The organism is Kineococcus sp. NBC_00420 (assembly GCF_036021035.1).
Lineage (GTDB): Bacteria > Actinomycetota > Actinomycetes > Actinomycetales > Kineococcaceae > Kineococcus.
The window spans coordinates 1,129,371-1,141,384 of sequence record NZ_CP107930.1 but is presented as its reverse complement, the minus strand read 5'-3'; the positions used below and the strand labels follow the sequence as shown (position 1 = coordinate 1,141,384).

Genomic DNA, 12,014 nt, shown 5'->3' with positions numbered 1-12,014 from the left:
CGTCAGGACCGCACGTGGAACACGTGCGCGGGTTCCTCGTAGGGGTTCAGCCGCACGAAGTCGTGCTCGCCCCACTCGAACTCCGCACCGGTGAGTTCGTCGCGCACGGTGAAGCGTTCCCACCACTCGCGCCCGATCGCGGCCATGTCGAGGTGGACGTTGGTCTCGCGGACGGCGTGCGGGTCGAGGTTCACGACGACGAGGACGAGGTCCTCGGTGCCGTCGGCCTCGACCCGGCGACGGCTGAAGCACAGGACGTTCTCGTCGTCGGTGGCGTGGAAGACGGTGCCCCGCAACTGCTGCAGGGCCGGGTGCGCGGCGCGGGCCTGGTTCAGCTTCTTCAGGTAGGGCGCCAGCGACCAGCCCTCGGCCTCGGCCTTGGCGAAGTCGCGGGGACGGAACTGGTACTTCTCGTTGTCGAGCTGTTCCTCGGCCCCCGGACGGGCGGCGTGCTCGACGAGTTCGTAGCCGGTGTAGATGCCCCAGGACGGGCTGAGCAGGGCCGCGAGGACCGCGCGCAGCTTGAACACCGGCGGCCCGCCGTACTGCATGGTCGGGGTGAGGATGTCGTGCGTCGTCGGCCAGAAGTTCGGCACCATGTAGTGCGCGGACTCCTGGGAGAGCTGCTCGACGTACTCGCGGATCTCCCACGCGGCGTTGCGCCACGCGAAGTAGGAGTACGACTGCTGGAACCCGACCTTGGCCAGGGTGTGCATCATCGCCGGCTTCGTGAACGCCTCGGCCAGCCAGATGACCTCGGGGTGCTCGACGCGCACCTCGGTGATCAGCCACTCCCAGAACTCCACGGGCTTCGTGTGCGGGTTGTCGACGCGGAACAGCGTCACCCCGTGCTCGATCCACACGTCGACGACCCGCTTGACCTCGGCGTAGATGCCGGCGGGGTCGTTGTCGAAGTTCAGCGGGTAGATGTCCTGGTACTTCTTCGGGGGGTTCTCCGCGTAGGCGATCGTGCCGTCGGCGCGCGTGGTGAACCACTCGGGGTGGCTCGCCACCCACGGGTGGTCCGGCGCGCACTGCAGGGCGATGTCCATCGCGACCTCGAGGCCGAGCTCCCGGGCGCGGGCGACGAAGAAGTCGAAGTCCTCGAAGGTGCCCAGGTCGGGGTGCAGCGCGTCGTGGCCGCCCTCGGCCGCGCCGATCGCGTACGGGGAGCCCGGGTCGAGCGGGCCGGCGGTGAGGGAGTTGTTGGGGCCCTTGCGGTTGATCCGCCCGATCGGGTGGACGGGCGTGAGGTAGGCCACGTCGAAACCCATGTCGGCGATCGCGGGCAGCCGCTGCGCGGCGGTGCGGAACGTCCCCGAGACCCAGCGCTGCTCGTCCTCGAGCCAGTGCGCCCCCTCGGAGCGGGGGAAGAACTCGTACCAGGAGCTGAACGTCGCCAGCTTCCGTTCCACCCGCAGCGGGAAGGTCTGCGACGGGCTGACCAGGTCGCGGACGGGCAGGGCGTCCAGGACGCCCCGGACGGCGTCGCCGCGCCCGGCGTCGAGACGGTCGTGGTCGCTGCGGGAGGTGTCGCGCAGGCCGTTGGCGGCGTCGTGCAGCACCTGCGCGTCCCCGTCGGGACGCCCCGGGGAGGCCGCCGCGCGCTCCATCAGCCGCGCACCCTCCTCCAGCATGAGGGCGACGTCGACCCCGGCCTCGACCTTGATCGTCGCGTCGTGGTCCCAGGTGCCGTAGGGGTCCGACCACCCTTCGACGCGCAGGCCCCAGTCGCCCTCGGCGTCGGGGGAGAGCGTCGCCACGTAGGCGTCGAGGCCGGCGTTGACCAGCGTCATCCGCGTCGAGGGGCCGTCCGTGCCGTCCGGGCGGACCAGCACCGCGGTCGCGGCGACGGCGTCGTGACCTTCGCGGAAGACGGTGGCGCGCACGGGGATCAGCTCACCGGGAACGGCTTGGGCGGGCCAGCGGCCGGCGTCGACGACGGGACTCACCCCGAGCACCGGGATGCGCCCCACGACGGGGGTGCTGGTCGCCGTGCTCTGCACGGTCAGCGTCTCGAGGTCTGCGGCGCGGTCGGTCGTCACGGGGCGAACCTACCGAGGGCCACGCCTCCCGTCGCGCGGGAGGGGCACGGGGAGTCGGGCGGGAGTCGGAAAGGTCTCCGCGCGTCGTCGCGGTGGCGTGATCCCGAGGACTAGGGTCCGGCGCGTGAGAGCAATCAGGCGCTTCACCGTCCGCACCGTGCTGCCCGCGCCGTTGGCGCCGCTGGGTGAGCTCGCGAGCAACCTCCGCTGGTCCTGGCACAAGCCCACCCGGGACCTCTTCGAGTCGATGGACCCCGCGGCCTGGGTCGCCGTGCACCGAGAACCCGGGGCGCTGCTGGGCGCCCTGAGCACCGAACGCCTCGAGGCCCTCGCCGCCGACCCGCGGTTCGTGGCGCGGGTCGAGGCCTGCGCGGAGGACCTGCACACCTACCTGGAGCGACCGGGCTGGTACGCCACGCTCGGGGCCGACGCGCCGGCGACCGTGGCCTACTTCTCGATGGAGTTCGGCATCACCGGTGCGCTGCCGCAGTACTCCGGCGGCCTCGGGATCCTCGCCGGGGACCACCTGAAGTCCGCGAGCGACCTCGCCGTCCCCATCGTCGGCGTCGGCCTGTTCTACGCCACGGGGTACTTCAAGCAGTCGCTGTCCCGTGACGGCTGGCAGCAGGAGACCTACCCGGTGCTCGACCCCGACGGGCTGCCGCTGTCGCAGCTGCGCGAGACCGACGGCAGCGCCGCCAAGGTGTCCGTCGACCTGCCCGGCGGGCGTCGGCTCTGGGCGCAGGTCTGGAAGGCGCAGGTCGGGCGCGTCCCGTTGCTGCTCCTCGACTCCGACGTCGAGGAGAACGACGACGCCGCCCGGGGGGTCACCGACCGTCTCTACGGCGGCGGCGGCGAGCACCGGCTGCAGCAGGAACTCCTCTGCGGCATCGGCGGTGTGCGCGCCCTGCGCCTGCACGCCCGTCTCACCGGGACCCCGCAGCCGGAGGTTTACCACACCAACGAGGGCCACGCGGGGTTCCTGTCGGTGGAACGGATCCGCGAGCACGTCGAGCGTGGACTGAGCTTCGACGAGGCCCTGGAAGCCGTCCGCGCCGCGACGGTGTTCACCACCCACACCCCCGTCCCGGCCGGGATCGACCGCTTCGGCCGGGACCAGATCGAGCTGTACTTCGGCGGCGACAACCCGCTGCCGGGCGTGCCCGTCGAGCGCATCCTGGCGCTCGGGGCGGAGGACTACGAGGGCGGGGACCCCGGCGTCTTCAACATGGCCGTCATGGGGTTGCGGCTCGCGCAGCGCGCCAACGGGGTGTCCCAGCTGCACGGAGCCGTCAGCCGCGGGATGTTCGACGGCCTCTGGCCGGGTTTCGACGCCCCCGAGGTGCCGATCGCCTCGATCACCAACGGTGTCCACGCCCCGACGTGGGTGGCGCCCGAGGTCATCTCCATGGGCCGGCAGTACATCGGCAAGGAGATCGCCCGCGACGGTCTGGGCTTCGAGAAGGTCGGCCAGGTCCCCGACGAGGAGATCTGGCGGACCCGGCGGGTGCTGCGTGGTCGTCTCGTCGAGGACGCGCGGCGGCGGCTGAAGCTGTCCTGGTTGCAGCGGGGGGCCTCCGAGGCCGAGCTCGCGTGGACCAAGGACGTGCTCGACCCCGACGTGCTCACCATCGGTTTCGCCCGTCGCGTCCCGACCTACAAGCGCCTCACGCTCATGCTGCGCGACCCCGAGCGGCTCAAGGCGATGCTGCTGCACCCGCAGCGTCCCGTGCAGCTGGTCATCGCGGGCAAGTCGCACCCGGCCGACGAGACCGGCAAGCGCCTCATCCAGCAGATGGTCCACTTCGCCGACGACCCCGAGGTGCGGCACCGGATCGTCTTCCTGCCCAACTACGACATCACGATGGCGCTCTCGCTCTACCCCGGCTGCGACGTCTGGCTGAACAACCCGCTGCGCCCCTTCGAGGCGTGCGGGACGAGCGGGATGAAGGCCGCGCTGAACGGCGGCCTGAACCTCTCCATCCTCGACGGCTGGTGGGACGAGTGGTACGACGGCGGCAACGGCTGGGCGATCCCCACCGCCGACGGCGTGGAGGACGCCGAGCACCGCGACGACCTCGAGGCCTCCGCGCTCTACGACCTCGTCGAGAACTCCGTCGCCGCGCGGTTCTACGACCGCGACGAACGGGGTCTGCCGGCCCGCTGGCTGGAGATGGTCCGCCACACCCTGGCCTCCCTCGGCCCGAAGGTGCTGGCGAGCCGGATGGTCACCGACTACGTCGAGCAGCTCTACGTGCCGGCCGCCCGGGCCGGCCGCGCGGCGCTCGCGGGTTCGGGGGCCGCGGCCAAGGACCTCGCCGCCTGGAAGGGCACCGTCCGCCGGGCCTGGCCGTCCGTGCGGGTGGACCACGTCGAGAGTTCCGGGGTCGGTGACTCCGCCGAGATCGGCGACGTCGTCCACGTCCGGGGCTTCGTGTCGCTGGGGGAGCTCTCCACCGACGACGTCGAGGTCCAGGTCGTCCACGGCCGGGTCAACGACTCCGACGAACTGCGACCCTCGGGCACGGTGTCGCTGCACCACGGTGAGTCCTTCGGCGACGGCCGGCACCGGTTCGAGGGGGAGTTCACCCTCCGCCAGACCGGCCCGTTCGGCTACACCGTGCGCGTCCTGCCGCGCCACGCGGGTCTGGCCACCCCCGCCGAGCTGGGCCTCGTCGCCAACGCCTGAACCCCGGGCGCCTGGTCACCCCCTCCGAGGGGGGTGACCAGGCCGTGGCGAGCGGCGCCGGGGAGCCCGACGGGTCGTGTCGACGCCGACACGGCCGCGCCGGACCCGGCCCCGCGTTTCGTGAGAGTTCCGTGTCCTGAACGTGCTTGCGTCCGCCGAGGGGGGTGTCGTAACCTCACGTAATCCATTGCGCAATGGATTACGTCTCGAGCCACAGGCAAGGGTGCCCATGAGCGAGTGATCAGCCGTCGATCTCCACCGCACTCCACCGGCACCGCACTCCACCCGTGGTCGCACCCACCGCGCCCGTCCACCCCGTGTCCCGAGCTCGCGGTCCGCCGCGGCGGACACCCCGACGCACCACCCGTCTCCGACGGGCCCGCCCAGCAACGTCCAGACCTCGTCGAGGTCACCAGGAGGAACAGTCATGCGCGCCACCACCCGCAGGTCCCGCACCATCGCCCTCGCCGCCGTGCTCCTCGCCGTCCCCACGGCTCTCGCGGGCTGCAGCGCCACGAAGACGGGTGACACGGGCGCCAGCGGCGACAGCGGCGGCACCCTCAAGATCGGTCTGGTCACCAAGACCGACTCCAACCCCTACTTCGTCTCCATGCGCGACGCCGCCACGAAGGAGGCCAAGGCCGAGGGCGCGGAGCTGATCGCCAAGGCCGGCACCGCCGACGGGGACAACGACAGCCAGGTCACCGCGGTGGAGAACCTCATCGCCTCCGGGGTCAAGGCCATCCTCATCACCCCCAACGACTCCAAGGCCATCGTGCCGACCCTCAAGGCCGCCCAGGCCAAGGGGATCTTCGTCGCCGCCCTCGACACCCAGACCGAGGGCAACCAGGGGGTCGACGCGACGTGGGCCACCGACAACACCAAGGCGGGCGAGGAGCAGGGCGCCTACGTCAAGGCGGCCCTCGGCAGCACGGCCCCGGTCCTCGCCATGCTCGACCTGCAGCCCGGCGTCTCGGTCGGCGACCAGCGCCACGACGGCTTCCTCACGGGCATCGGGCTCACCGACGACAGCCCCGAGATCGCCGGCAAGCAGGACACCAGCGGTGACCAGGCCAAGGGCCAGACCGCGATGGAGAACCTGCTGCAGAAGAACGACGCCATCAACGCCGTCTACACGATCAACGAACCCGCGGCGATCGGCGCCTACACCGCGCTGAAGAACGCGGGCAAGGACACGACCACGGTGCTGGGCTCCATCGACGGCGGCTGCACCGGCGTCACGGCCGTCAAGGACGGCAAGATCGCCGCGACCGTCATGCAGTTCCCCTCCAAGATGGCGGTCGAGGGTGTGAAGGCGGCCGTTGCGTTCGCGAAGGACGGCACGAAGCCCACCGTCCCGGCCTCGGGGTACATCGACACGGGCGTGCAGCTGATCACGGACAAGCCGCTGGGTGGCCTGGATGCGAAGGACACCACGTGGGGCCTGCAGAACTGCTGGGGAACCGCCTCCTGATCCCGCGCGGTCCGGCGCGGCGTCGCGCCGGACCGCGGTCCTCGACCGTGAACAGCGACCCGAAAGGCGTCCCGATGTCCGACTCCCTCCAGGTGGCGAGCGAGAAGGCGGCCGAGGTACCCGACACCTCGGGAACCCGCGCCGCGACCCTCGCGGACCACATCTTCCGCAACCCCGTCCTGGGCCCCCTGTCCGCCCTGGTCCTCGCCATCGTCGCGTTCTCGATCCTCACCGAGAACTTCGCGAGCGTGGACAACTTCTCGCTGATCCTCCAGCAGTCCGTCGTGGTGGGGACCCTCGCCCTGGGGCAGACCCTCATCGTCCTGACCGGCGGCATCGACCTGGCCAACGGCGCCATCATGGTGCTGGGGACCCTCGTGGTCGCCAAGCTCGCCGCCGGCAGCACCGGAGCGCAGGTTCCCGCGCTGTTCGCGGGGCTGCTCGTCTGCGCGGCGCTCGGGCTCGTCTCCGGCCTGATCGTCTCCAAGCTGGGACTGCCGCCGTTCATCGTCACCCTCGGGTTGCTGACGATCCTGCAGGCCGCCTCGCGCCTCTACACCAAGGAGACCGTCCTCGTCGACGACGGGCCCCTGACGGTCCTGTCCAAGGGCGGTTACCTCTTCGGGCAGTTCCAGGTCACCACCGGCGTCGTCGTGGTGCTGATCAGCGTGGCGGTCCTGCACTACGCCCTCACCCGCACCGCGTGGGGCCGGCACGTGTACGCCGTCGGCAACAACGACCTCGCGGCCAAGCGCACCGGCATCAACGTGAACCGGGTCCTGCTCTCGGTGTACGTGCTGGCGGGCGTGTTCTACGCCCTCGCCGCGCTGCAGGCGTTCGGCCGCAGCCCGGCGACCTCCCCCAACGCGTTCCCGACCGCGAACCTGGACACCATCACCGCCGTCGTCATCGGCGGCACCAGCCTCTTCGGCGGCCGCGGCACGGTCGTCGGCACCTACATCGGGGCCCTCATCGTCCTGGTGCTCCAGTCCGGTCTGACCCAGGCCGGCATCGACCCGCTGTTCCAGAACATCGTCACCGGCGTCCTGGTCATCGCCGCGGTGGCCCTCGACACCGTCACCCGGAGGAAGGCGCGATGAGCGACACCGTCTTGGAGGCCCGCGGCATCGTCAAGCGCTACGGGCACGTCACCGCCGTGGCCGGCGCGGACTTCGACCTGCGCGCCGGGGAGATCCTGGCGGTCATCGGCGACAACGGCGCCGGCAAGTCCAGTCTCATCAAGGTGCTCTCCGGCGACGTCGTCCCCGACGCCGGAGAGGTCCTGCTGGACGGGAAACCCGTGCACTTCCGCAGCCCGCAGGACGCTCAGCGGGCCGGGATCGAGACCGTCTACCAGGACCTGGCGATGGCTCCCGCCCTCGACATCGCGACGAACCTCTTCCTCGGCCGCGAGCTGCGCCGGAAGGGGCCCCTGGGCTCGGTCCTGCGCATGCTCGACGTCAAGGAGATGCGCCGCCAGTCCCGCCAGCAGATGGACGAGCTCGGCATCACGACCCTGCAGTCCATCACCCAGCCCGTCGACAGCCTCTCCGGCGGTCAGCGGCAGACGGTGGCGGTCGCACGGGCAGCCGCCTTCGGGCGTCGCGTCGTCATCATGGACGAGCCCACGGCCGCCCTCGGGGTGCGGGAGTCCCAAGGGGTCCTGGACCTCATCCGCCGCATCAGCGCCACCGGGATCCCCGTGGTGCTGATCAGCCACGACATGCCGGCCGTGTTCGAGGTCGCCGACCGCATCCACATCCACCGCCTCGGTCGTCGGGCCGCCGTCGTGCGGCCCCAGGACCACGAGATGAACGAGGTCGTCGGGTTCATGACCGGTGCGCTGCCGCCGCCGGAACCGGTGCAGGAGGTCGCGTCGTGAGCATCGTCGTCGGCTACGTCCCCGACGGCACCGGGTTCCTCGCCGTCACCGAGGCGGTGCAGCAGGCACGCTGGCGCGGCAGCGACGTCGTCATCGTGAACACCGTCGACCGGGCCGGGTACACCAGGCCGACGGCCGCCGACGAGCGCGACCTCGACGCCCTGCAGGAACGCATGACGGACGAGGGCGTCCCGTTCCGCATCGAGCACCGGGACGCCTCCTCCACCCCGGTCGCCGAGGTGATCCTGGAGATCGCCGAGGAGATCGGCGCGGAACTCATCGTCGTCGGCCTCCACCGCCTCTCCCCGGTCCGCAAGGCCCTGCTGGGCAGCACCGCCCAGCGGGTCCTGCTGGAGGCGACCTGCCCGGTGCTCGCCGTGCGCTCCACCTCGTCGTGAGCGGCGCAGAACTCTGACCGCGGGTCTCACGCGCCGACGACCTCGTCCGGCGCGTGAGACGCCTGCGGGGCGGCGGGAACCGGGTCCTCCGTCAGTTCGAGGAGGCCGTGGCCGCGGCGATCGCCCCGGCCACCGAGGTTTCCGTCGTCCTCACCGGGGGGAACCACCTGCGCAGCCGGGCGGCGACGAGGACGACGCCGTGGAGGTGCTGCGCAGTTCCCGGGACTACGCCGACCGGGTCATCGACGGGGACCGGCTCGACGTGGCGCTGCCGGGTTCCCCGGCGTCGTGCGGCGCGTGACCGCTCGCCCCGGTGTTCTCCCAGTGCAGACCGCCGGGGCGTGCCGGGCGCCCGGGTGCGACACCCCCGCAACCGCACGACGTGCGGTGTGCGACGACGGGGCGCAGAACTTCCCGCCGGACGGCGATCGAACTGTCCGAGCGCCGGCTGTTCAGCATCTCCACCGCCCGCTGGGCCATGGCCCGCACGGGCTGGGCGATCGCGGTGAGGGCGGGCTCGAACAGGTCGGCCCACTCGAAGTCGTCGAAGCAGACCAGGGCCATGTCGTCGGGAACGCGCCGGCCCCTCGTCTTCAGCGCCCGGAGCGTCCCGATGGTCATGGCGTTGTTGCCCGCCACCAGTGCGGTCGGGGGGTTGCTCAGGTCCAGCATCTCCTCCACCGCCTCCCGGGCTCCGACGCTGCTGCTGCGACCGGACCTGACCAGTGCGGGATCGACGTCCAGGCCCGCTTCCTCGTGGGCCAGGAGGAAACCTCGCAGACGTTCCTCGCTGGTGGTCATCCCGGGAATCCCCGTGACCATCCCGAGGCGCGTGTGGCCCAGGTCCAGCAGGTGCGCCGTGATCTCACGGACCGGTTCGACGTTCTCCACCGCCACCTGATCGCAGTCGATCCCCGTGTCGATGCGGTCCACGACCACCAGGGGGCCGCCGTAGCGGGCGGCGAGACGCAGAGCACGTTCGGGAGACCGGCTGGGAGCCAGGACGAGGCCGTCGACGCGGCGGGACATGAGGTCCTCGACCACCCGGTCCTCGATGACCGGGTCGTCGTGGGTGTCGGCGAGGATTATCGAGGTTCCGGTGCCCCTGAGGTTCCGCTCGATCTCCTGCACGATCGTGGCGAAGTACGGGTTCGAGATCGCCGACATCGCGATGCCGATGATCCCGCTCGTGCGGGTGCGCAGCGAACGGGCGAACGGGTCACGGACGTAGCCCAACTGCTCGATCGCTTCGTGCACACGGCGTTCGGTGGCGGGGGTGTGTCGCCGGGACTTGTTGACGACGTGGGAGACGGTGGCCGTCGACACCCCGGCGAGCCGCGCGACATCCGCCATCGTCAGCGATGAGCGTCCCGACACAGTGGCTCCCAGGAGGTGGTGAGGATACGACTCGACCTCCATCATAGCGGGCCCGGTCCGGGCGGCGGGTTCCCGCGATCCCACCTCGGGGAGTTTCCCGGGTGACGTCATCTCACCCCGGTGGGCCACCGCGCAGGGCGCGGATCTCCGCGCGGAGTCGTGCCTTGACGTCCTCGGGAGCGAACGCCGCCGCCACCCCGTTCAGGGCCAGCTGTTCGACCACGTCGTCCCCGAAACCGAGGTCGAGGCCGACGTGCTCGAACTCGGCCTGCAGGCTCGTGGCGAAGAACACCTCGTCGTCGGTGGAGAGGTTCACCGACAACCCGGCCTCGATCATGCGGGCGACGGGGTGCTGCGCGTCGAAGGCCCAGCCGGAGAGCAGGTGCGCCGACTTCGGCGTGCAGCAGAAGTGCACCCCGGCGGCCCGGGCACGCTCCACGACGGCCGGGTCGTCGAGGACGTGGTACCCGTGGTCGACGCGGTCCAGGTGCAGCACCTCGACGGCCTCCACCACCGACGCGGCGGTCGAGGTGGCGATCTCGCCGACGTGGGCGGTGAGGCGCAACCCCGCCGCGCGGGCCCGGGCGTAGACGGGTTCCCACGCCAGCGGTGACTCGTACCCGTCGGCGGCGAGGTCGTCCTGACCGAACCCCACGACCGCCGGGTGCGGGTTCGCGAGGACGACGTCGAGGGTGGCGTGCGCGGCCGCGAGGTCGAGGGAACGGTTCAGCGCCGGCACGATCCCGAAACCGACGCCGAACTCCTCCTCGGCGCGGGTCAGGCCCTCCACCAGCCCGGCGAGCACGACCGGCCACGGCAGGCCCAGCTCGGCGAAGTTGTGCGGGTTCACGGAGTACTCGCGGTAGCGCAGGTTCGTCGTGGCGACCGCCGCCCGGACGCCCTCGTACGCGACGAGGGCCACGTCCTCGCCCGAGCGGAAGACCGCGTGCGCCGCGTTGAACAGGACGAGGAAGTCCTGCAGACCGGTGTAGCGGGCCAGTTCCGCCGGGTCGTCGCTGGGCAGCGGCACCCCGCGTTCGCGGGCCCACCGCAGCAGCCGCTCCGGGCGGATGGTGGAGGCGAAGTGGCAGTGCAGCTCCGTCTTGGGCAGCGAGCGCAGGAACTCCGGGGTGGACGCGCTCACCCCGCGAGCCACGCGTCGACGGCCGCGACCTGGGTGGCGACGAGGTCGGCCGGGGCGGCGGAGCCCTCGAGCGAGGCCTTGGCGACGCCGGCGAGCTCCGCGTCGGTGAGCTTCAGCTCGGTGCGGGCGGTCTCGTACTCCTCCAGCAGGCCGGGGCCGAAGAGCAGCGGGTCGTCGCCGTTGAGCGAGCAGCGGACGCCGGCCTCCAGGAGGGCGGGGAGCGGGTGCGCGCCGATCTCCGGGACGACCCAGAGCTCGACGTTGGAGGTCGGGCAGACGTCGAGGACGATGCCCTCGGCCGCGAGCCGGCGGACCAGCTCCGGGTCCTCGACGGCGCGGACGCCGTGCTGGATGCGCTGCGCCCCGAGCTTGTCGAGGGCGCCGACGATGCTCTCCGGACCGAGCAGTTCCCCGGCGTGCGGGGCCGACTTCAGGCCGGCCTCGCGGGCGATGTCGAAGGCCCGTTCGAAGGGGGCCGGCGGCCAGAGGGCCTCGTCGGCGGCGAGCCCGAAGGAGACGACACCGCGTCCGGCGAACTCGGCGGCCAGGACGGCGAGGGTCTCGGCCTCGCTCGTGGGGAGGCTGCGGATGGCGACGGCCATCAGGCCGAAACCGATGCCGAGCCGGGTGGCCTCGGTCTGCCCGACCTCGAGCACGAACGTCAGGACCTCCTCGGGCGTCCCGAACCGCGGGACGTAGAACATCGGGTTCGCCTGGGCCTCGATCCAGACCGCGCCCGCGAGCGCGGCGTCCTCGACGACCTCGCGCACCACCCGTGCGAGCTGTTCGCGGGTGCGGATGAACGCGACGGCGCCGTCGTAGTGCTCGACGAACTGCGGGAACGAGGTGAAACCCCGGGTGGGGGGAGCGGCCTCACCGGCCTCCGCCGCGAACTCGACGAGGGTGGCGGGACGCATCGCACCCTCGAGGTGGATGTGCAGGTGCGCCTTGGGCAGCGTCGCGAGATCGCGCATGGTGTCTCCTGGTGGGTGGATACCCTGTCGG

The 12,014-nt window shown here is 71.6% G+C and carries 9 protein-coding genes; 5 read left to right on the top strand and 4 right to left on the bottom strand.

The window, feature by feature from the left end:
- Nucleotides 1-2: 2 nt before the first annotated feature.
- The gene (locus tag OG218_RS05565) at nucleotides 3-2,045 is read right to left on the bottom strand and encodes an alpha-1,4-glucan--maltose-1-phosphate maltosyltransferase (RefSeq protein WP_328292207.1); all 2,043 of its coding nucleotides are present in this window, start codon (nucleotides 2,043-2,045) and stop codon (nucleotides 3-5) included.
- Nucleotides 2,046-2,169: 124 nt separating this feature from the next.
- Between OG218_RS05565 and glgP the strand changes: the two genes are divergently transcribed.
- The 5 genes from glgP (at nucleotide 2,170) to OG218_RS05540 (ending at nucleotide 8,488) form a co-directional block, all read left to right on the top strand.
- Nucleotides 2,170-4,734: an alpha-glucan family phosphorylase gene (gene glgP / locus OG218_RS05560; RefSeq protein ID WP_328292206.1), complete on the top strand. Its 2,565-nt coding sequence runs from the start codon at nucleotides 2,170-2,172 to the stop codon at nucleotides 4,732-4,734.
- A gap of 427 nt (nucleotides 4,735-5,161) precedes the next feature.
- A complete protein-coding gene (locus OG218_RS05555) occupies nucleotides 5,162-6,208 on the top strand; it encodes a substrate-binding domain-containing protein (protein WP_328292205.1) in 1,047 nt (348 codons plus the stop codon).
- Between the two features lie 74 nt (nucleotides 6,209-6,282).
- The gene (locus OG218_RS05550; RefSeq protein WP_328292204.1) at nucleotides 6,283-7,308 is read left to right on the top strand and encodes an ABC transporter permease; all 1,026 of its coding nucleotides are present in this window, start codon (nucleotides 6,283-6,285) and stop codon (nucleotides 7,306-7,308) included.
- Nucleotides 7,305-8,090: an ATP-binding cassette domain-containing protein gene (locus OG218_RS05545; RefSeq protein WP_328292203.1), complete on the top strand. Its 786-nt coding sequence runs from the start codon at nucleotides 7,305-7,307 to the stop codon at nucleotides 8,088-8,090. The genes OG218_RS05550 and OG218_RS05545 overlap by 4 nt, the downstream gene beginning before the upstream one ends.
- Complete coding sequence (locus tag OG218_RS05540) at nucleotides 8,087-8,488, top strand: universal stress protein (RefSeq protein WP_328292202.1); 402 nt, start codon at nucleotides 8,087-8,089, stop codon at nucleotides 8,486-8,488. Before OG218_RS05545 ends, OG218_RS05540 begins: the two co-directional genes overlap by 4 nt.
- A 225-nt stretch (nucleotides 8,489-8,713) precedes the next feature.
- Here OG218_RS05540 and OG218_RS05535 read toward each other — a convergent pair whose 3' ends face one another.
- The 3 genes from OG218_RS05535 to add (OG218_RS05525) all read right to left on the bottom strand — a co-directional run bounded on the left by OG218_RS05535 (nucleotide 8,714) and on the right by add (OG218_RS05525) (nucleotide 11,983).
- Nucleotides 8,714-9,841, bottom strand: coding sequence for a LacI family DNA-binding transcriptional regulator (locus OG218_RS05535; RefSeq protein WP_328292201.1), 1,128 nt, complete (start codon nucleotides 9,839-9,841; stop codon nucleotides 8,714-8,716).
- A gap of 136 nt (nucleotides 9,842-9,977) precedes the next feature.
- Nucleotides 9,978-11,009 (bottom strand): adenosine deaminase, encoded by a 1,032-nt coding sequence (gene add, locus OG218_RS05530; RefSeq protein ID WP_328292200.1) that lies wholly within the window; start codon nucleotides 11,007-11,009, stop codon nucleotides 9,978-9,980.
- On the bottom strand, nucleotides 11,006-11,983 hold the full coding sequence (gene add, locus OG218_RS05525; protein ID WP_328292199.1) for an adenosine deaminase: 978 nt from the start codon (nucleotides 11,981-11,983) through the stop codon (nucleotides 11,006-11,008). Before add (OG218_RS05525) ends, add (OG218_RS05530) begins: the two co-directional genes overlap by 4 nt.
- Nucleotides 11,984-12,014 lie beyond the last annotated feature (31 nt).

Coding starts and splice junctions, on each gene's coding strand:
- OG218_RS05555 (WP_328292205.1), top strand. CDS start 5,162: ATGCGCGCCACCACCCGCAGGTCCCGCACCATCGCCCTCGCCGCCGTG.
- OG218_RS05550 (WP_328292204.1), top strand. CDS start 6,283: ATGTCCGACTCCCTCCAGGTGGCGAGCGAGAAGGCGGCCGAGGTACCC.
- OG218_RS05545 (WP_328292203.1), top strand. CDS start 7,305: ATGAGCGACACCGTCTTGGAGGCCCGCGGCATCGTCAAGCGCTACGGG.
- OG218_RS05535 (WP_328292201.1), bottom strand. CDS start 9,841: ATGGCGGATGTCGCGCGGCTCGCCGGGGTGTCGACGGCCACCGTCTCC.
- add (WP_328292199.1), bottom strand. CDS start 11,983: ATGCGCGATCTCGCGACGCTGCCCAAGGCGCACCTGCACATCCACCTC.